Raw genomic sequence first — 19,065 nt, 5'->3', positions numbered from 1 at the left:
TCACTAGAGCTGACTCTAGCGAAGGAGATCCTCATGATCGAGTACTGCCACGTCGCCGGCGCCGAACTGGCCTACACCGACTCCGGCGGCCCGGGTGAGCCGATGCTGCTGATGCACGCCGGCGGGTTCGCCGACTGGTTCGTGCCGATGGCCGCCGATCCAGCCCTCGCCGGGTACCGGGTGATCCGCCTGATCCGTGCCGGGTACACCGCCGCGCCTGCGCCCGCCGGCCTGACCGTCGCCGACCATGCCGGGCACGCCGCCGAGCTGCTGTGCCGGCTGGGCACCGGCCCGGCCCACGTCGTGGCCCACTCGTCGGGCGCGCCGTTCGCGCTCCAGCTGGCCCTCGACCACCCCGAGCTGGTGCGCACGCTGTGCCTGAGCGAGCCTCCACTGATCGACTCCCTGACCGATCCGGCCGACCACGAGGCGCTGCACGCCTTTCTCGGCCCGGCGATCGGCGCGGCGATGGGCGCCGTGGCCCGCGGCGACCTGCCGGCCGCCTTCGACGCCTTCATGTCCCCCGTGTGCGGCCCGGACTACCGCCGGGCGATGACCGACGCGCTCGGCCCGGGTGCGGTCGAGGAGGCCGAGCGCCGCAGCGGCTACTTCTTCACCGGCGAGATCCCGGCGGTGAACGTCTGGCCCTTCGATCCGGCGCGACTGGCCGCTCCGGTGCTGCTGGTGCAGGGCGGCGAGAGCTCACCGGCGGTGCACCGCATGACCGCCTACCTGGCGGCGCTGATCCCGGGCGCCACGGCCACCACGATCTACGGCGTCAACCACATGCTGCCGTTGACCGCGCCGGCCGAGCTCGCCCGCGTGGCCGCCGTCTTCGCGGGCCGGGCCGCCACGCTCGCTGCGTCGAAATGACCCGATGCGCCGCCCGCCGTCTCCACGGCGGGCGGCGTGCCCCGCCGCGCCCCTGGATCAGTCGGCGGCCAGGCCGGTGCGGAGCAGTGCGACCAGGCGGCGTGCGTTCTCGGCGTCGGTGGTGAGCGCCGCGCCGCTGGCGAGTGCCAGTACGTCGGCCGGCGTGACGTCCTGCCGGAGCGCCGGTTGCGCGCGCCGCACCAGCGCGGCGGCGGTGGCGTTGATCGCGGCGTGCCACTCGTGGAACATCGGCGTCCGGCGGCCGTCCGGGACGTCGGTGGCCGCCAGGGCGAGCGGGCGTCTGGTCGCGACATGGGTGACGAACGCGTCGAGCCAGGCGAACAGCGCCTCGATCGGCGACGGCGCGGCGAGGAGCCGGTCGCCGTGGTCGCACAGCGCCCGCACCTCGTCGGTGTACAGCGCGGCGAGCAGCTCGGCACGGGTCGGAAAGTGCCGGTACAGCGTGGCGTTGCCGACGCCCGCGCGCCGCGCGACCTCATCGAGCGCGACCTCGCTGCCGACCTCCGCCACGAGCTCGCGAGCGGCGGCGATCAGGCGTTCCCTGTTGTGTCGTGCGTCGGACCGGGGCCGGCGCTTGCTATCCGGGGACATCCCCGCATATGGTACGGCAACAAAACGGGGACATCCCCACTTATGTGGAGGGGCGAGCGATGCTGACCACGGAGGACCGGTTCGCCATCGAGGACGTCATCAACCTGCACGGGCATCTGACCGATCGGGGCGACTTCGCCGGCCTGCCCGCGCTGTTCACTGAGGACGTCACCTATGACGTCAGCGCCCTCGGGGGCGGCGTGCTCGCCGGGCTGGCCGACGCGCGGGAGGCCGCGCTCGCACTCGGCGAGGCAAACCCGCTCGCCCATCACGTCACGAACATCGTGCTCGAGGCGGCAGCGGACGGCACGGTCCGGGCGCTGTCCAAGTATCTGGGTGTCATGACGGACGGGTCCGTCGCGAGCGGGACCTACGAGGACACGGTCGAGCTCGGCGCCGGCGGCTGGAGGATCACGCACCGGGTCGTCCGGCCACGCCGCGTTCCACTGCAGCCCTGACGGCGCGGTGCGCTCCTACTCGCGCTCCGCCGCGGCCGCCGCCTCGTACCTGAGCAACGTGTCGACGAACGTCCGTTGCTGTGCCGGGCTCAGCGGTGCGAGGGCGTGCCGCCACGCCCGGGCGCCCGGCGACAGCCATTGAGCGATGGCGGGGCGGCTCTCGTCGCTGATGTCGATGATGCGCCGGCGGCGGTCGGCGTCGTCCTCGCGCCGCACCAGGACCCCTTTGCGGCTCAGGTCGCTCACGATCAGGCTCACCGTGGTCGGTGCCACACCCAGCATCCCGGCCAGCTGCGAGACGGTCAGCGGCCCGTCGAGCAGCAGCAGCGACAGCATCGACAGGTGCCTCGGCGCCAGGTCGAGCGACCGCAGCTGCTCCGGCGGCGGCAGGCGTTTGATCCTGCCGACCAGCCTCGGCATGACCAGGAGCAGCTCCCTGACCGTGTCGTCCGTGGTGTCAGGCGTTGACATCCACCCATCCTCCAAATACCTTTGCTATCAAAGCTGATTTGCGATCAAACTCGTTCCCGGAGGATGGTATGCCCCATCTCAGCGTCCACGTCCTGGAGAGCGACCTGGCCGGCCGTGAGACCGCGCTGATCGGGAAGCTGACCGACGCGGTCGTCGCCGTCTACGGGGAGTGGGCCCGCAGCACCGTGGTCGTGCACCTGATCGGCCTGCCCTCCACCCGCTGGGGCATCGGCGGCGCGCCGGCGCAGGCGCCCTCGCCCACCGTCACGTTCGGCATCAGGGAAGCCGCGTTCAGCCGCCCCGACGCCGACGAGATCGTCGCCCGCCTCGCCTCCGGCGTCACGGACGCCGTCGTCGACGTCTTCGGCGAGCACGTCCGCGCCGGCGTCACGGTCGAACTCGTCGGCACCGTGGCCGGCCGCACCGCGATCGGCGGAGCCGTCGTCACGACGTAGCGGACCCGTCCAACCCCGCGTGCGACCTCAGCGTCTGGCGGCGTGATCAGCTCAGTGTGGTCACCGCGGCCCAGAGGTTGCGGCGGAGGGTGTCGTCCGCCCAGACGGTGTCGGTCCAGGTGCCGTGGCGCACGACCCGCTCGTCGCGCTCGGCCAGCTCGATGAGTCCGGGCACGGCTGCGGTCGCGCCCATCTCCACCAGCAGCGCCACCGCCCCCGAGTCGCCGCCGGGATCGGCGGCGGCGGTCAGCAGCGCGTCGATGAGCTCGGCCGGGTCGACGCCGTGCCGCCACAGCGCGCGGGCGGCGTCGACGCGGGCCCAGCTGTTGGCCAACGCGTCGCGCAGCAGTGGCCGCAGCCCGCCCGCGGCGGGTGCCAGGTCGGCGGCGAGCGCGGCGGCCGGCCGGGCGGATGCGTCACCGGCGGGCAGCACGGCCGCGACGGTCGGCAGCACCGCCGCCGCGTCGCCGGTGGCCCGCCACACCAGGCGGGCGACGGCCATCTGGGCCGCGCGTTCGGAGGCGGTCCGGTCGGCTGTGCCGGTCAGCGCCGGGCGCAGTCGCGGCACCAGCGGCGCGGCCGCCGGACCGGTGTCGGCGACCAGCCTCAGCTCGTAGTCCATCCGGTACGGCGGTGTGCGCTCCAGCATCGCGGCCGCGGCCGTCACCAGCGGCTCGGGATCGCCGGTGAGCCGCCAGATCGCGTGTCCGGCGCGGGTGTCGCCGGCCTTGCGCAGCGCGGGCAGGGCCTCGCGTGCGGCCGGCCCGATCGCCGCAAGGGCCAGCGGGACGGCGGCCGTGGCGGCGGGCAGCGCGGCGATGAGCTCGGGCACCGCCGGGGCCGCGGCCGGTCCCCACCCCACGAGCGTCATCACCGCCTCGATGATCGGGTTGCCGGGCACGCGTGCGGCGAGCAGCGCGGTGATCCGGCGGCGCACCCCACCCAGGGCGACCGGGTCGAACTGCGGGACGTACCTGTCGAGCAGCCCGTCGGCCGACGTCCAGTGACCGGCCTCCCACGCGGGCAGCGCCACGTCCCGCCAGCGCCGGTCACCGAGCCGGACCAGGACGGCGAGCGCGGTGTTCGCCGGTTCCGGGTACCCGGTCAGCCCACCGTTGACGTGGCGGAAAGGCATCGTCGCCGCCGGCGTCGCGTCGGCCGCGAGGCCACCGGCGGCGATGCGGGCCAGCTCCCCGGCGACCGCCGACGCGGCCGTGCCGGCGTGCACGGCGGCGTCCACGGCAGCGGCGACGACCTTGTCGTGAGGGTCGTTCAGCAGCGTGCGGAGCCTGGGTAATAGCGCCACCGGCGCGGATCGCTTCGCCCGGAACCGGGACTGCAGGGACCACGCCAGGCGGACCCGCCCGTCGGCGGCGCCCCCGCCGGCCAGCATCGCCGCGGCGAGCGCGTCGGCGGACCCGGCGTCGAGCCGTTGCAGCGTCTCGTTCAGCGCGCCGCCCTCCGCCCAAGGGGTGCGCCAATCGTGCGCGGCGAAGGACGCCGCCACCGCGGCCACGATCTCGGGCGGCAGCGGGAGCCCGGCCTTGGCGTGTGCGAGCGCTGCCGCCGCCGGTACCGGTCCCGCACCGCCAGCCGCCGCCGCCCGCAGCAGCTCGGCGCACGTCGCCCCGTCGTGATGGGCGATCCCCAGCAGCAGCGCGGCCCGGACCGCCTCGTCGGACTCGACCGTCCACCGGTCGCGCAGCGCCTCGAGCGCGCCCGCCCCGCAGCGGCCCAGCGCGTACGCGGCCCCGGCCCGGACCTCCGGGTCCGGATCGGCGAGCTGCGGCACCAGCGCGGCACCGCGAGCCGCTATCGCCTGCTGCACGGCCGGCAGGTCATCGCCCCTGCTGTGCTCCGGGTCGGTGAGCATGCCCAGCGTGATGAGGAGCCCGTCGCGGTGCCGCACGCCGGGTGTGGTCGCCAGCTCGACCAGAAACGGCACGGCCACCACGGTCACCGGATAGACGCTGCCCTGATGCCAGACTGACGAGGCGAACTCGTGCTGCCCCTCGCGGGCGGTCTCCGGATCGGGATCGGCCATCGCCCGCAGGATGTCCGGGGTGTCCGTCGCCGGGCCGTACGCCCCGTCGAACGCCGGCCAGTCGACCGCATCGAGTCCCTCGAGCACCGCGCCAATATAGGGCATGGCCGATACCGTCCGTGGTTACGCGCCGCCGGCGGGCCGCAGTGCCGCGGGGGTGTGGCGGCCCTACAGGAGGCCCGCGAGCTTGTACAGCACCAGCGATCCGGCGACGGCCACGTTGAGGCTCATGCCGGTGCCGATCATCGGGATCTCCACCGCGCCGTCGAGCAGGTCGAGTGCCTCCGGCGGGATGCCGGTGGCCTCGTGCCCGAGCACCATGACGGTCCGGCGGCGGGCGGCGGGCAGGTCCGCGAGTCGCACCGCCTCGTCGGCCAGTTCCACCCCGAGGACGGCGGACCCGGCGCGGCGCTCGTCGGCCAGCCATTGCAGCGGGCTGCTGACCCGGTGCACGCAGGCGGGCTGCCGCAGCGTGTTGCCGCGGGCGAGCGCCTCGTCCACCCATCCGAACGGCGGCACCGCGATGCACGCGCCGACGGCGTCGCAGGTGCGCACCAGCGTGCCGAGGTTGGCGCCGTGCATCGGCCAGAGCGGCGCGGCGACGAGATGCCCCCAGCACCGGTGCCGGCGTGGGCGTCGCGCCGACTGGATCTCCCGCCGGGTCCGGACCCGGATCGCGGGACTCACCGCAGGGGAGCGGAGACGCTCCAGTATTCGTAGGTCATGTGGGACGCGCTTCTCGGCGCACGCGGGCCATCGACGACAACGTGGTCCCCACCACCATACAGCGCCGATGATCCGGCAACACGGTGCCGCCGTGCTCTGGCAGGATCGGCCGGATGAGAAGGCTGTGGCCGTTGCTCGTCGTCGCTGCGCTCGCCGGGACGGGCGGGTGCAGCGGCGCCACCGAAGACAGCGCCGCCGACGGCGGGACCGAGCGGTTCACGCAGGGCGGTGTCAGCATGGAGCCGGCGGTCAAGGCGGGCCAGGTCATCACCGTGCGGACGCTCAAGGGTGGATACAAGCCCACGCGAGGCGACGTCGTGCTGTTCCACGGCGACGGACCGCACTGGGTCAACAGCTCGTCGCCGCTGCTCAAGCGGGTCGTCGCGGTCGGCGGTGAGACGGTCGCCTGCTGCACCGTGGCCGGGAAGGTGACGGTCAACGGTGAGCCCCTGGACGAGCCGTACGTGGCCGAGGACGCGCCGCTGGACGTGCCGCCGAATCCGGGCTCCTGTGAGCCGCGCCGGTTCGGCCCGTTGACGGTGCCGGGCGATACCGTCTTCGTCCTGGGCGACAACCGCGCGAGGTCGAACGACTCACGGTGCGCCGGGCCGGTGCCGGTAGCGTCCGTGTTCGCCGTCATGACCACGGGGTGAGGTCGGCGTCCGCCGACACCCACACGCCTTAGATGCCGAGCTCGGCGCACAGGTCCTCGTAGCGGTCGAGGCGGTCCGGGGTGTGCCTGTGCCGGCCGAGTCCGACGGTGTCGAACTCGTCGGTGCCGCCGGTTGCCTGGACGCCGAGTGCGCGCAGCGCGTCGTTGACGGTCCGGACGCCGCCGGTGCGCTGCCCCGCCGTGAACACGCACGCCCACTGGTCGCCGGCCCCGCCGAAGTAGTCCGTCATCACCAGCGCGAAGGTGGGCTCGGCGGTCCCGGTCAGTGCCGCCGCGAGGCGCAGCACGACCCGTTCCCGGGGGAAGACCGGCGGCAGGCCGGCGGGCAGGTCGAGCAGGCCCGTCTCGCCCCGTCGCGCCTGCCAGTAGGCGGTGTAGTAGTGCGTGAGGTGCGCCAGGCTCAGCCCGCCCCCGAGGGGCGCCTCGGTGACGTCCCAGTCGGTGACCGCTCGCCGGTCGCACGGACCGGGCAGGAGCAGCCCGACGATGTTGTGACCCACGGACGGAGGTTACCCAGCCGCCGGTTCAGCGTCGCGTCAGGCCGTATCAGCGGCCGTTCGTGGCGTCGCGATGCCGACCGGTTCCGCGCCGTGCCCGCCGGGTAGTCACGGTCCGGCGGGCACGGTCAGTGCGGGAACGCGCGGGGGATGCGGGCGCTGCCGAGCTCGTCGCGGAACGCCTGGATGCGGGTGATCACCTGGCGCCGGCCGATGGTGTTCTCGATGCGGTCGAGGTACAGGCATCGCGCGGCGAGCTTGTCGAGCTCGACGGTGAAGTAGACGGCCATCAGCGGGTTGACGAACAGGGTGCTGCCGCTGGTGCGCCCGGTGAACCGGACGTCGCCGAAGGCGCCGCCGGTGGCCGCGGCGATCTGCCCCTGCACGATGCTCGGCCGCTGCGGGGTGGCGGCGTGGGCGTCGGCGACGGCGTCGCGGTACAGCGTCGCCTCCCGGCTGTTGCCGGGGATGGACAGGGCGCCGAGGTAGCCGCCGTCACGGTCGAGCGCGGCGAGGTTCTCCAGCACCTGGACGTGGTTGACGCCGTCGTGCGCGTCGATACCGAAGCCGAGACTGCTCACCAGCTTGACCGGCACGTCCAGCGCGGCCACCGCGGCGAGGCTGGTGATGTCCTCGACCGGGGTGCCGAGGTCGCTCTCGTCGCCGCGGAGCAGGACGTCGGTGCCACCGTCGACGAGCACCACGGCATCGATGTCCAGGTGCCGGATGAGGTACCGGTACGCCTCCCGCAACGTCTGGACACCGAGCGGCGGGAACGCGTACACCGTCGACGGCAGCTCCCGCGCCGCCAGCCACCGGGCGAGGGTCCGCTCGGGGAAGTACCAGTCGGGGCTGGCCGTGTCCGGGCGCACCGCCGCGACGTGCTCGGCCGCCCACGCGTCGCGGTCCATGAGCTCGAGCTCGGAGAACGACAGGCTGGCCAGGTGCACCTGCGCGCCGCGGTGCCAGAGGGCGAGCGCCAGTGGCAGCCCCGCGTACACGTCGAACCCGCCGCCCGCTCCGGCGATGAGAATGTTGCGGGCCGGAGCGAGCGCGGCGAACAGCGGCGGCACGGCCAGCTCGTATGCGGGGTCCGTCACCTCGCGGGCAGGACGTCGTCGAGGAAGTCCGCACCGGCCTCGGTGAGGGTGCCGACCTCGACGGCGGCGCCGGTGAAGACGTGACCCGCGCCCTCGACGGTCAGCACGTCGCAGCGCACACCCTGCGCCCGCAGCGCCTCGGCGAAGCCGGCGGCCTCCGCGAACGGCACCGTCTCGTCCTCGGTGCCGTGCACGAGCAGGAACGGCGGCGCCTCCGGGTGGATGTTGTGCAGGGGGCTGGCGAGCCGTGCGAAGGCCGCGCGCTCGGCGATGGGCCCGCCGAGCAGGATCGCCGGGGCCGTGAACGGGTCGTGCTGCTCGCGCAGGCCGGCCAGATCCGCGGGGCCGTACCAGATGACGGCGGCCTGGATCGCGGTGTCGCCGGTGCCGGTGAGCGCGGCGATCGCCGCCAGCTGGCCGCCGGCCGACTCGCCGAGCACGGCGAAGCGGCCGGGGTCGATCCGCAGCGCCGCGGCGTGGTGGCGCAGCCAGCGCACGGCCGCGTCGATGTCGGCCTGCTGCGCGGGGTACGTGGCCTCCAGCACCAGCCGGTAGTCGACATCGGCGACCGCGTAACCCCGCGCCACCATGCGCTCGTGGAACCGCTGATCGACGGTCCACACCCGGCTGCCGGTCAGCCAGCCCCCGCCATGGATCCACAGCAGCACCGGGAACGGCCCGTCGCCCGGTGGCACGTGCAGGTCCAGATGCAGCGGGCGGTACCCCACCGGCGTCGACACCACACAGTTGGCGTGGGTGAGCGTCGCGCGCGGTTCCGGGAGCGGGTGGAAGTCGGTCATGGCACGCAGTCTGCCGGACCGCGTCGGAGCACGATGACCGTCTTGCCGGCCAGCGTGCCGGCGTCGTCGCGGGCATGGACCGCCGGCAGCTCGCCGAGCGTGACCCGGTCCGGGTCAGCCGATGGTGGCGACGAGGCGGTGCAGGGCGGCGTGGGCGGGCGGGCCCCAGGTGGGTTTGCCGCCGGGGCGGCCGTGGACGCCGGCGTCGCCGATGAGGATGCCGCTGAGGGCGCGGGCCATGGCGCAGCCGCGGGCGCGGCGCATGGTGGCCGTGTCAGGGGCCGGCCGGTAGGCGGCGTAGAAGTGCTCGATGGTGTCGTCCGGCAGCAGGAGCCATGCGGCGGCGAGGTCGTACGCCGGGTCGCCGGCGCACAGGTCACCGAAGTCGATCACGCCGCAGATGGTGCCGTCGGCGGTGAGGACGTTGGCGGGGTGCAGGTCGGCGTGCAGCCAGAGCGGCGGGCCGGCCCACGGCGGCGCGGTGACCGCGTCGTGCCAGACGGTGCGGACCGCGTCCGGGTCGGGGATCAGGCCCAGTTCGGTGGCGGCGGTGAGTCCTCTGGCGAACTGGCCGGCGCGGTCGGCCAGCGGCCCGCCGCGGTCCCGGCCGGTGGGTGCGCCGTCGGGGGCGGGCCGGTGCAGCGCCGTCAGGAACGTGGCCAGGGATGTGGCCGCGTCGGCGGCCCGCGTGACGGGGGTCTGGTCGGCGGGTGCGCCGGGCACCCAGGTGGTGATGAGCCACGGCCGGGGGAACCGTGCGGACGGCTCGCCGAGCCGCTGCGGGACGGGGACCGGCAGCGGGAGGTGCGGGGCGAGCGTGGGCAGCCAGGCGTGCTCCTTGCGCAGCAGCGCGTCCGCGGACCCGGTCGCCCAGGGCAGCCGGACGGCGAGGTCGTCACCGAGCCGCCACAGCTGGTTGTCCCAGCCGCGCGCGCCCAGCCGCACCGGGCGGTCGGCGAGGTCGGGGTGCTGGTCGCGGACCAGCTCCCCGACCAGCTCCGCCGTGATCTCGAACTCGGCATGGGTCATGCGGAGCAACAGTAGTGCCGCCTACCAGGCGATCGCCTGCTCCCACATCCGGACGTAGGCCTCGGCGCCCGCCAGGAGCTGCTGTCGCAGCAGCGGGCTGTCGCTGCCTGCCTGCTTGATGAGGTCGGTGGTCCAGTCGGCGAACAGGCCGTACTGCGCGGCGCCGTCGGTGTTGACGTCGAAGGTGCGCGACCCGAAGACCTGCCTGGTCACCGTGGTGCCGTTCGGCGCGGTGAACGGGTAGACCAGTGGGTTGGCGGCGGCGTTCGGGCGCGGGTTCGCCTGGTCGCCGAGGCCGTTGACGTCGGTGCCGTAGCCGTAGCCGACGATGGCGTTGCCGTGCGGCGCGGCGCGGTTGGCGCGCCACTCGCTGAGGAACTCCGGCACCGAGTTCGCGTAGGTGGCCACGAACCCGCCGAGCGCGAGCATCCGGTCGATCATCGTCGGGTCGGACCAGCTGTGCACCGACGTCACGCCCGGGTAGTGCGCCGCCTCGGCCATGTCCAGCACGGCCTGCGCGGTCTTCACGCTCATGTGGTCGACGTGGATGATCATGCCGCGGTTCATCATCGCCTGGATGAGGTAGCGGCCGAGGCTGGTCAGGCCGCGGGTGTTGCAGATCTTGCCGCTGGGGTAGACCGGCAGGACCGTGCCGGGCGGCAGGCCGACGACGCCGAAGGCCAGCAGCTTGACGAGGTCGTCGTTGACGAGCGGCTGCTCGTTGTCGGACGGGCCGGTGCAGCTGGTGGCGGTCCACCAGTGCCCGGTGGACAGCAGGTTGCCCAGGTTGACGAACGCCCCGCTGAGGCCCGCGTCGAACCGGGTGCCACCGAAGGCGTTGTCGAACTTGTGGATCGGGTACAGGCCGGAGACGCCGAGGGACTGCAGCTCGTTGAGGCCGGCGTCGATCTGGGCGGTGGTGCACTGCGGGACGTCGTTGACCTCGCGGCAGCCGAAGATCTCCGAGTTCTCCACGCCGATCGTCACGGCCAGCTTGCCCTGCGCGGCGATGCTGCGCACCTGCGCCGGGGTGGTGGCGATGCGGAACCAGCCCTTGCCGGCGCCGCCGTTCTGCGCGTCGATGTAGTCCTGCATCGAGTACAGGTAGCGGGACTGGACCCGGATCTGGTCCATCTCGTCGCAGGAGGTGTCGCGGTAAGGGAACAGCTCGCAGATGGCGCGGTTCGCGACCAGCAGCGCGTTGAGCACCCGCTGCCCGGCCCGCCAGGACCGCTCGATGCCCCGGTAGTAGGACTGTTCGTGCAGCAGCGAGTTGTGCTGCGGCCAGTCGCCGAACGTCGGCCAGCCGTCCTCCGGTGAGTTCACCGCGTCGGTGCCGCCGACGATTGCCTCGAACAGCGCGCCCACGTTGAGGCTGCGGTGCGTGTCGCAGCCGGCGAGCGCCACCTGCACGCCGCCGGACGCCCATGCCTCGCCGCAGTGCATCTGACCGCCGAACGCGGCGGCGGCGGTGATGTGGGCGTGTGCGTCGATCGTCCCGACGAGCTTGCCGCTGCCGTCGACGCCCGGTGCGGCGGTCCCGGTGACGCCCGGGTCGATGTCGGGCGGGGTGTAGCACCCCGTCGCGGTGGCGAGGGCCACGGTGTAGGCGGAGCCGGCCGCGCCGAGGCTCCACAGGAACGAGCCCATGACCTGGCCGGTGGCCGTCGCGGTGAACCGGTACCGGTCGCCGACCTTGGTCACGGTGAAGTCGGCCCGGTCGCCGTAGGAGTCCCCGGCCATGATGAAGCCGACGACGCTCTGGTACGCGGGCTTGCCGTCGGAGCCGAACACCTCGTAACGGCCGAGCTGGGTGGCCTCCAACCGGAACGACATGGCACCGGAGGCCGAGGACGTGAAGCCGTAGCCGGCCCCGCTGCGGTTCACGTAACCGACGGAGCTGGAGCCGTTGTAGACCCGCAGCGAGGCACAGGTGCCGTCCAGCGCGTCGGGGTTGGCGGTGATCGCCGCGGCGGAGGCGGCCGGCACGGCGACGACCGTGGTCGCGACGAGGGAGAGGAGGACGCCGAACGTGAGGGAGGTCAGTCGGGCAGGGTGGCGCAGCGACAGGGACATGATGGCGGTGCCCCATTCAAGCGTGCCGGAACGCACGATCCGGCGGGCCGGTGTGAAGTCAGATCAGCGTCTGATAGACCCCGATGACTGTCAACAGGAGGCGAGAATTTTTCGACTTTTCTGGTTCGGCGTCCGCCCGCGGTGACGGTCAGCGTCGCAGCGCCGCGTCGACCCGCTCGACGTTTCCCGGCCAGGGCCGCGCGGCGACCACCGGGACACCGGCCCGGGCGGCCCGCAGCAGCAGCTCGGCATCGAAGCGTGCGCTGACCACGGCCCGGGACCGTTGCGCTGCCGCGCCCGGCCCGCGGGACAGATAGTTCGCGACGATCTGGTCCTCGTCCGGCTCGGAGATCACCACCGCCCTGACGGCGTCACCGAACCCGGCCGCGAACTCGGGCAGCAGGTAGTCGCCCTCCATGACGACCGGCGCCGCCGACCCGACGTGATCGGCGATGACCGCCTCGATCCCGGGCCGCAACGCCTCGGCCACCGCGACCGTGTGCCCGACGATGCGCGCCGGCGTCCAGTCCCGGGCCGCCACGCTCGTGTCCCACAGATGCAGCGCCGGCAGCTGATCGGGCGTGGTCAACGCCTTGACCGCGGTGACGATGTCGTCGACCTCGCTCAGCGGTACGCCGTACCGCCGGGCCAGCGCGACCGCGATGCGCGACTTGCCGACGCCGGACGCGCCACAGACCAGCGTGACGGTCCAGTCCGGAGCCTGGATGAGGTCGGTCCTGTCCGTCATCCGGCGCCGCCTACACGGCCGGTACCCGTCGGCGCAGCAGGCAGAACTCGTTGCCTTCGGGGTCGGCGAGGACGTGCCAGGACTCCTCGCCGGTCTGCCCGATGTCGGCGCGCCGGGCGCCGGCCGCGAGGAGCCGCTCCAGCTCCTCGTCCTGGTCCCGGTCGGTGGCGTTCACGTCGATGTGCAGCCGCAGCTTGCCGGTCTTGGGCTCGTCGGTCTGGTTGAGCACGATGGTGGGCAGCGGGCCGCCGAAGCCGGCGCCGGGTGGCCCGATCTCGATGTCCGCGCCGATGCGCTGCAGCTCGACATAGCCCAGCACCTCGCACCAGAACCGCGCCAGCAGGTCGGGATCGCGGGCGTCCAGGACCAGTTCGGTGATGCGGCATGCCATCCGATCACCGTAACCGCCCGTGCCGGAGGCCGGTCAGCCCAGGTCGGCCGCCGTCATGCCGGCCGGATGACCGGGTGGCCACTGCACGAGCTCGATCCGGTAGCCGCCGGGGTCGGTGAGCCACGACGAGCGCATGCCCGGCCCCAGGTCCGCCGGCGGCTCGGCCTCGACGCCCCTGGTGGCCAGCCCGGCGATGGTGGCGCTCTTGTCGTCCACCTGGATGACGAGGTGGTTGACGGCGCTGATGTCGGTCACCGGCCTGGCGGGGTCGTGCACGAGCTCGAGGCTTACGAACAGGTCGCCGGGCAGCTGCAGCATGGTCAGGCTGCCGAACCCCGTCTCGGGGGCGGTGCCGATCTTCGCGTATCCGACCGCGGTGTAGAAGGCGAGCGAGCGCTCCAGGTCGGTGACCCGCAACCCGAGATGCAACATCCGCATACCCGGCAGGTCAGTGCCGGCCGGGCGGATGGCGTACCGCCACGCGGCCCGTGCTGAGCAGGGCCAGGGCGGTGATGCCGGCGCCGAGCGCGATCACCAGCCACCACACCCGGTGCTCGGCGGTCGTGAACGCCGCTTGGCCGTGGGTGACGGCGGCGCCGACCATCGTGCCGGAGACGGCGACGCCCAGCGTGATGCCGGTCTGCCGGCCGGCGGACGCGAGGGAGGCCGCCAGGCCGGCCATCGAGGCCGGCATCCCGGAGACCGCCGAGTTGCTGATGGGTGGGTTGACGGTGCCTTGGGCGACGCCGTACAGGAGGAAGACGGCGAGCACGACGGGCATCGGCGTGGCCGGTCCCAGCCGCAGCGACGCGGCGCCGCCCAGCGCCAGGGCCACGCCGGAGATCAGCAGGGGGCGCCGGGGGCCGCGGCCGGCGACCATCCGGCCGGCGAGCGGGGACAGCACGATGATCAGCGCGCCGACCGGGAGCAGGCACAGGCCCGCCCGCAGCGGGGACAGGCCGCGGACCTCCTGCAGGTACAGGGTGGTCACGAACAGGAACGCGCCGAAGCCGGACAGGGCCAGCAGCGCCGTGAGGATGGCCGCGCTGAACGGCAGGCTGCGGAACAGGTGCAGGTCCAGCAGCGGGTCGGCGCGGCGCGGCTCGAACCACAGGATGCCCAGCACGGCCGCGACCGCGATGGCGAGCAGGGCCACGACGGCCGGGGAGGTCCAGCCGAGCTCGCCGGACTGGATGATCGCGGCGACGGCGCTGCCCAGGACCAGGAACACCAGCGCCTGGCCCACCGGGTCGAAGCGCCGGGGGCGGGCGGCGCGGGACTCGGGCACGAACAGCGCCGTACCCAGGAGCGCGACGATGACGACGGGCACGTTGACCCAGAAGATCCAGCGCCAGCCGAACCCGTCGACCAGGGCGCCGCCGAGCACCGGACCCAGCCCCAGCGCCAGGCCGGAGACCGCGCCGAACACGCCGATGGCGCGGGCCCGCTCGCCGCGGTCCGGGAACGCGGTGGCGATGATCGCCATGGCGACCGGGTTGAGCATGGTGCCGCCGGCCGCCTGCAGCGCTCGCGCGCCGATCAGCCAGCCGATGCCGGGCGCGAGGCTGCACGCCAGGGAGCCCAGCCCGAAGGCGATCAGCCCCAGCCGGAAGACCCGCCGCCGGCCGACCCGGTCCGCGAGCGACCCGGCCATCACCAGGAAGCTGCTCAGCACCAGGGTGTACGCGTCGACGGTCCACTGCAGGCCGGACACCGGGGAGTGCAGGTCGCGGCCGATCGCCGGCAGCGCCACGTTGACGATGGAGATGTCCATCACGACCACCACCATGCTGGTGCAGCACACCGCGAGCACCAGCATCCGGCGCCGCCGGTCCGCGTGCGTCATGTCGCTCATCACGCGACGCTAAAATCTAGAGCGTGCTCGAAGTCAAACCGCAGCCCGGCCTCAGCATCGCCGAGGCCGCCCGCCGCACCGGGGTGAGCGTGCACACCTTGCGCTACTACGAGCGGGCCGGCCTGGTCGTCACCCCGGTCGACCGCACGGGCGGCGGCCAGCGCCGGTATCACGACCTCGATCTCAAGTGGATCGTGGTGTGCACGAAGCTGCGCGCCACCGGCATGCCGATCCGGTTCATCCGGCGCTACGCCGAGCTGGTGGCCGCCGGACCCGGCAACGAGGAGGAGCGGCTCGCGCTCATGGAGTCGCACCGCGCCGACGTGCACGCCCGGCTCGCGGAGATCCAGGAGAACCTCAAGCTCATCGACCACAAGATCGACGTGTACCGCGGGCGGATCGCCGCGGGCGACGCCGATCAGCTCTGGGCGCCCAGCCGCCTGACCGGCACCCCGTAGATGATCTGCAGCTCCTCGCCAAGTCTTCGTTAAGTGTGGCTTAGATCGAGGCCCGGCGGTCTGTGCGGCCGCTACGTTTGGCCTGGCTGCCGGATGTCGCCCGCCCCGCCGGGGTGGCCGGGCAGCCGCCGCCGAGTCGTCGGCCGCGCGTCGCTGCATACGGGCGACGGTCGATGAGCCGGGGAACCACCAGGTTTCCCATGGGGTGAATCCGCGCCGCGGCGCGGTAGGGCGCGCCTTCTTCTCGCCCGAATCCGTCAGCTAACCCGGTAGGCGGTCAAAGGAAGAAGGACTGTGCCGTGTTCAACGGACGCACGACGCTGCGTGCCGCGGTCGTCGCGCTGGCGGTGTCGGCGCTGATCGCTCCGGCCTGCGCCGCGCACGCGGATCCGACGCCGGAGGAGCTCCAGGCCCAGATCGACAAGGGCAACAACGAGGTCGAGCACATCGTCGAGCAGTACAACAAGGTCAACGGCGACCTCGAGGCCACCCAGGCGGCGATCACCAAGCTGCAGGCCGACCTGGCACCGCTGCAGGCGACCATGGAGGCCGCCCAGGTCACCGCCGACACGCTCGCGGTGAACGCCTACAAGACCGGTGGCCACCTCGGCACCTGGTCGCTCATGCTCGGCGCGAGCTCCTCGGGTGCCTTCACCGACCGCGTCGGCACCCTCCAGCAGATCTCCCACAGCCAGCAGCGCGACCTGGCCGCGTACACCGCGGCGAAGGACGCCTTCAACGCCGAGCAGCAACGGCTCAACGAGACCCGTGCCGCGCAGAGCCAGCAGAAGATCGAGCTGGAGACCCGCCGCAAGAAGATCGAGGGCGACATCGCCCGCCTCGACGACCTGCAGCGCAAGGCCGAAGCGGCCGCCGCTGCCGCAGCCGCGGCGGCGAAGGCCAAGACGACCACCACCGCGGCGCCCCCGGCACCCGGCAAGCCGCCGGCGGTCTCCGGCACGGCCGGCAAGGCGGTCAGCTACGCGTGGGCGCAGCTCGGGAAGAAGTACGTGTGGGGCGCCGCCGGACCGAACACGTTCGACTGCTCCGGGCTGACCATGATGGCGTGGAAGGCGGCCGGGGTGTCCCTGCCGCACAACGCCGCGCAGCAGTGGCAGAAGGTCCGCCACATCTCCCGCAGCCAGCTCGCCCCGGGCGACCTGGTGTTCTACAACGGCCTCGGGCATGTGGGCATCTACATCGGCAACAACCAGATCATCCACGCCCCCAACAGCCGCACCGTGGTGAAGGTCGCCCCGGTCGACATCGACACCCTGTACGGCTACGGCCGGGTGTCCTGACGTCCGGCAGGACCTGCACCGGCCCACCGGCCGCCTGCGCCCCCCGCAGCGCCGCCGGTGGGCCGTCACATTGTGCCGTTGTCGGTGACCGCGAGCCCCCAGCATCAAGGACGCTGCGTCACGTAGCTGCCGGTGCCGGTCGCTGACCGTGAAACCCGCGCGCCGGGCTACGAGGCCAGTCGCTCGGGTGCGGTGCGGGTCGATCCTGCGAGTCCGGCCTCGCCGTCCGACTGGTTGATCTCGGACCACACCGCGTCGAGGGACAGGCCGAGGACGTCGGCGATCGCGGCGATGGTCGGGAACGCGGGGGTGGCGACGCGGCCGGACTCGATCTTCCGGAGGGTCTCCGGTGAGACGCCCGCGTCCAGCGCGGTGTTGAGCATCGATCTCGGCCCCCTGGCGCGGCGCAGGAGGGCGCCGAGGCGCTCTCCGCGTGCGACCTCTGCGGGGGTGAGCGGCAACCTGACCATGGCTCCGATTCTAATACCGGGATAATATGGCCGGGATACTTATTGGTGCGCGAGGAAGACGCTGCATGATCGAGATCTTGAACCCTGCCGACCTGCTGCGAGCGAAGGACGCCGGCGCCCTGGTCGCCGAGATGCTGCAGACACTGAAGCGTCGCAGCGCGGTCGGCGTGAACCTGCTGGACATCGACGCGTGGGCACACAGCATGATCACCGAGGCGGGGGCGAAGTCCTGCTACGTCGACTACGAGCCGTCCTTCGGGCGCGGGCCGTTCGGCCACTACATCTGCACGTCGGTGAACGACGCCGTGCTGCACGGGCGGCCGCACGACTACACGCTCGCCGACGGTGACCTGCTGTCGCTCGACCTCGCCGTCTCCGTGGGCGGTTTCGTCGCCGACTCCGCGATCAGCTTCATCGTCGGCGACGCCAGGCCCGCGGAGAGCGTGGCGATGATCGACGTGACCGAGCGGGCGCTGCGCGCGGGGATCGCCGCGGCCGGGCCCGGAGTCCGCATCGGGGACATCTCCCACGCCATCGGCTCGGTGCTCAGCGCGGCGGGGTATCCGATCAACACCGAGTTCGGCGGGCACGGCGTCGGATCGACGATGCACCAGGACCCGCACGTCGCGAACACGGGACGGCCCGGTCGCGGGTACACGCTGCGCCCCGGGCTGCTGCTGGCGTTGGAGCCGTGGATCATGGCGGACACGGCCAAGCTCGTCACCGACGCCGACGGCTGGACGCTGCGCAGCGCGACGGGCTGCCGGACGGCGCACAGCGAGCACACGATCGCCATCACCGACGACGGCGTCGAGATCTTCACCCTGCCGGTGCCGGAGCAGGCGCAGCCGTGAGGTCAGTACCGTAGTGGCGTGACGCGGTTGGGTGTCGACTTCGGGACGTCGACGACGGTGGCGGTGCTGGCGGTCGACGGGCGGGAGCCGCGGCCACTGCTGTTCGACGGGTCGCCGCTGATGCCTTCGGCGGTCTGCCTCGACGCGGATGGTGGGCTGGTCGTCGGGCGGGACGCGGTGCACCTGGGGATGGCGAGCCCCGGGCTGCTGGAGCCCAACCCGACGCGGTGCTCGACGGTGCCGCCGGCGGCCCGCTCGGCCCGGAGGCGCGCTACGCTCCTGCGAAATGTGCGGCGCACGCGCTCGAAGCCGGGCGCGCGCCGGCGAGCGCGTCGGCGGCACCGGAGCCGGGTCACTTCGGCAGGCGGATGACCAGTTCGACGCGGCGGTTGAAGGCGCGGCCGGCGACGCTCGCCGAGCCGTCGGCGTTCTTCTCCTCGACGAGGGGCTGGGTGCTGCCGAGCCCGACCGCGGTGACGGAGGCGGCGACGACCCCGTGCCCGGTCAGGTACGCGCGGATGGTCTCCGCCCGGCGCTGCGACAGGGCCTGGTTGTTCGCCGCCGATCCGGTGGCGTCGGTGTGGCCGCGGACCTGGATGGTGCCGTTCGGGTACAGCTTGTTGATGACCTTGATGGTGTTGTCGAGGGTGTCGGCGCTGCCGACGTCGGCGCTGCCGGTGGCGAACAGGGCGTCGCTGTTGAACGTGACGATGTAGACGTGCCCGCCGTTGGGGTCGCGGGCCTCCAGGACCGAGCCGGACACGCCGGTGAGGTCGACGTCGGGGCCGGGCAGCCGGTACAGGGAGTCCTTCACGAGGCGGGTGTCGTTCTCCGGGTCGTGCGCGTTGCCGATCTGGCACGGGATGCGCAGGACGAGACCGGCGCCGAAGTCCTGGGTGGAGCAGGTCGGGTCCTTCTGCCCGTCACCGTCGTAGTCGTCCAGGCCCGGCTGGGCGCCCGGCGGCAGCGACACGGGCGGCTCCTCCGCGGGTGCCTCGGTGGCGGCGTCGGAGGCGGACGGGGCGGCGGCCCCCGGGCTCGCGGCCGGCTTGTCCGAGCCGCCGCAGCCGGTGAGCAGCAGCACGCCGACGACCATGACCGGCAACCAGGCGCCGGCGTGACTCCGCACACGTCTCATGGCGGGAGCGTAGGTTTCCGGCCACGGTGCCGCTCG

General features: G+C 73.1%; 23 protein-coding genes and 1 riboswitch. Of the genes, 7 read left to right on the top strand and 16 right to left on the bottom strand.

All coding sequences use genetic code 11. From position 1 onward, the window contains the following. The first annotated feature begins 33 nt into the window (after positions 1-33). Positions 34-873 carry an alpha/beta fold hydrolase gene (locus tag OHA72_RS52995; protein WP_327003710.1) on the top strand — a complete coding sequence of 280 codons (840 nt, stop codon included), beginning with the start codon at positions 34-36 and terminating at the stop codon, positions 871-873. A 57-nt stretch (positions 874-930) separates the two neighbouring features. Here the strand turns inward: OHA72_RS52995 and OHA72_RS52990 are convergent, their stop codons facing one another. Continuing rightward, entirely contained in the window at positions 931-1,485 is a 555-nt protein-coding gene (locus tag OHA72_RS52990; protein ID WP_327003709.1) for a TetR/AcrR family transcriptional regulator, read from the bottom strand. Positions 1,486-1,544: 59 nt separating this feature from the next. Here OHA72_RS52990 and OHA72_RS52985 point away from each other — a divergent pair, with 59 nt between their 5' ends. Then, positions 1,545-1,943 carry a nuclear transport factor 2 family protein gene (locus tag OHA72_RS52985; protein WP_327003708.1) on the top strand — a complete coding sequence of 133 codons (399 nt, stop codon included), beginning with the start codon at positions 1,545-1,547 and terminating at the stop codon, positions 1,941-1,943. A 15-nt stretch (positions 1,944-1,958) separates the two neighbouring features. Here the strand turns inward: OHA72_RS52985 and OHA72_RS52980 are convergent, their stop codons facing one another. Then, entirely contained in the window at positions 1,959-2,414 is a 456-nt protein-coding gene (locus OHA72_RS52980) for a MarR family transcriptional regulator (RefSeq protein WP_327003707.1), read from the bottom strand. A gap of 68 nt (positions 2,415-2,482) precedes the next feature. Between OHA72_RS52980 and OHA72_RS52975 the strand changes: the two genes are divergently transcribed. Then, the gene (locus OHA72_RS52975) at positions 2,483-2,869 is read left to right on the top strand and encodes a tautomerase family protein (RefSeq protein WP_327003706.1); all 387 of its coding nucleotides are present in this window, start codon (positions 2,483-2,485) and stop codon (positions 2,867-2,869) included. A 46-nt stretch (positions 2,870-2,915) separates the two neighbouring features. On the opposite strand, the gene OHA72_RS52970 is transcribed toward OHA72_RS52975, so the two are convergent. Next, positions 2,916-5,000, bottom strand: coding sequence for a HEAT repeat domain-containing protein (locus OHA72_RS52970; RefSeq protein WP_327003705.1), 2,085 nt, complete (start codon positions 4,998-5,000; stop codon positions 2,916-2,918). Between the two features lie 81 nt (positions 5,001-5,081). After that, positions 5,082-5,600, bottom strand: a complete 519-nt coding sequence (locus tag OHA72_RS52965; RefSeq protein ID WP_327003704.1) for a TrmH family RNA methyltransferase — start codon at positions 5,598-5,600, stop codon at positions 5,082-5,084. A 152-nt stretch (positions 5,601-5,752) separates the two neighbouring features. Between OHA72_RS52965 and lepB the strand changes: the two genes are divergently transcribed. Beyond that, on the top strand, positions 5,753-6,292 hold the full coding sequence (gene lepB, locus OHA72_RS52960) for a signal peptidase I (RefSeq protein ID WP_327003703.1): 540 nt from the start codon (positions 5,753-5,755) through the stop codon (positions 6,290-6,292). 28 nt (positions 6,293-6,320) lie between these two features. Here the strand turns inward: lepB and OHA72_RS52955 are convergent, their stop codons facing one another. From OHA72_RS52955 to OHA72_RS52915, 9 genes are all read right to left on the bottom strand, one after another. Next, the gene (locus OHA72_RS52955) at positions 6,321-6,812 is read right to left on the bottom strand and encodes a hypothetical protein (protein ID WP_327003702.1); all 492 of its coding nucleotides are present in this window, start codon (positions 6,810-6,812) and stop codon (positions 6,321-6,323) included. Between the two features lie 125 nt (positions 6,813-6,937). After that, positions 6,938-7,909 (bottom strand): DUF1152 domain-containing protein, encoded by a 972-nt coding sequence (locus OHA72_RS52950; protein WP_327003701.1) that lies wholly within the window; start codon positions 7,907-7,909, stop codon positions 6,938-6,940. After that, positions 7,906-8,709 (bottom strand): alpha/beta hydrolase fold domain-containing protein, encoded by an 804-nt coding sequence (locus OHA72_RS52945; protein WP_327003700.1) that lies wholly within the window; start codon positions 8,707-8,709, stop codon positions 7,906-7,908. The genes OHA72_RS52950 and OHA72_RS52945 overlap by 4 nt, the downstream gene beginning before the upstream one ends. 114 nt (positions 8,710-8,823) lie before the next feature. Continuing rightward, entirely contained in the window at positions 8,824-9,738 is a 915-nt protein-coding gene (locus OHA72_RS52940; protein ID WP_327003699.1) for an aminoglycoside phosphotransferase family protein, read from the bottom strand. A 21-nt stretch (positions 9,739-9,759) separates the two neighbouring features. Next, positions 9,760-11,850: a hypothetical protein gene (locus tag OHA72_RS52935; protein ID WP_327003698.1), complete on the bottom strand. Its 2,091-nt coding sequence runs from the start codon at positions 11,848-11,850 to the stop codon at positions 9,760-9,762. 112 nt (positions 11,851-11,962) lie between these two features. Then, positions 11,963-12,562, bottom strand: a complete 600-nt coding sequence (locus tag OHA72_RS52930) for a hypothetical protein (protein WP_327003697.1) — start codon at positions 12,560-12,562, stop codon at positions 11,963-11,965. Positions 12,563-12,572: 10 nt separating this feature from the next. After that, entirely contained in the window at positions 12,573-12,953 is a 381-nt protein-coding gene (locus OHA72_RS52925; protein WP_327003696.1) for a VOC family protein, read from the bottom strand. 33 nt (positions 12,954-12,986) lie between these two features. Beyond that, positions 12,987-13,391: a VOC family protein gene (locus OHA72_RS52920; protein WP_327003695.1), complete on the bottom strand. Its 405-nt coding sequence runs from the start codon at positions 13,389-13,391 to the stop codon at positions 12,987-12,989. 10 nt (positions 13,392-13,401) lie between these two features. Further along, on the bottom strand, positions 13,402-14,808 hold the full coding sequence (locus OHA72_RS52915; RefSeq protein ID WP_327003694.1) for an MFS transporter: 1,407 nt from the start codon (positions 14,806-14,808) through the stop codon (positions 13,402-13,404). A 23-nt stretch (positions 14,809-14,831) separates the two neighbouring features. Here OHA72_RS52915 and OHA72_RS52910 point away from each other — a divergent pair, with 23 nt between their 5' ends. Further along, positions 14,832-15,266 (top strand): MerR family transcriptional regulator, encoded by a 435-nt coding sequence (locus OHA72_RS52910; protein ID WP_327003693.1) that lies wholly within the window; start codon positions 14,832-14,834, stop codon positions 15,264-15,266. Positions 15,267-15,407: 141 nt separating this feature from the next. After that, a riboswitch (cyclic di-AMP (ydaO/yuaA leader) is annotated at positions 15,408-15,557 on the top strand. Between the two features lie 8 nt (positions 15,558-15,565). Next, the gene (locus OHA72_RS52905; protein ID WP_327003692.1) at positions 15,566-16,567 is read left to right on the top strand and encodes a C40 family peptidase; all 1,002 of its coding nucleotides are present in this window, start codon (positions 15,566-15,568) and stop codon (positions 16,565-16,567) included. A gap of 167 nt (positions 16,568-16,734) precedes the next feature. Here OHA72_RS52905 and OHA72_RS52900 read toward each other — a convergent pair whose 3' ends face one another. After that, positions 16,735-17,037, bottom strand: coding sequence for a helix-turn-helix transcriptional regulator (locus OHA72_RS52900; protein WP_327003691.1), 303 nt, complete (start codon positions 17,035-17,037; stop codon positions 16,735-16,737). Positions 17,038-17,102: 65 nt separating this feature from the next. Between OHA72_RS52900 and map the strand changes: the two genes are divergently transcribed. After that, positions 17,103-17,891 carry a type I methionyl aminopeptidase gene (map, locus tag OHA72_RS52895; RefSeq protein ID WP_327003690.1) on the top strand — a complete coding sequence of 263 codons (789 nt, stop codon included), beginning with the start codon at positions 17,103-17,105 and terminating at the stop codon, positions 17,889-17,891. A 2-nt stretch (positions 17,892-17,893) separates the two neighbouring features. Here map and OHA72_RS52890 read toward each other — a convergent pair whose 3' ends face one another. Together OHA72_RS52890 and OHA72_RS52885 are read right to left on the bottom strand one after the other, a co-directional pair. Then, positions 17,894-18,190 carry a hypothetical protein gene (locus tag OHA72_RS52890; protein ID WP_327003689.1) on the bottom strand — a complete coding sequence of 99 codons (297 nt, stop codon included), beginning with the start codon at positions 18,188-18,190 and terminating at the stop codon, positions 17,894-17,896. 53 nt (positions 18,191-18,243) lie between these two features. Beyond that, positions 18,244-19,029 (bottom strand): OmpA family protein, encoded by a 786-nt coding sequence (locus OHA72_RS52885; protein ID WP_327003688.1) that lies wholly within the window; start codon positions 19,027-19,029, stop codon positions 18,244-18,246. Positions 19,030-19,065: the final 36 nt, after the last annotated feature.

It is taken from the genome of Dactylosporangium sp. NBC_01737, assembly GCF_035963215.1.
Classification (GTDB): domain Bacteria; phylum Actinomycetota; class Actinomycetes; order Mycobacteriales; family Micromonosporaceae; genus Dactylosporangium.
Note: the sequence above shows the minus strand (reverse complement) of the source record. Positions and strands in the feature narration are given on the sequence as shown.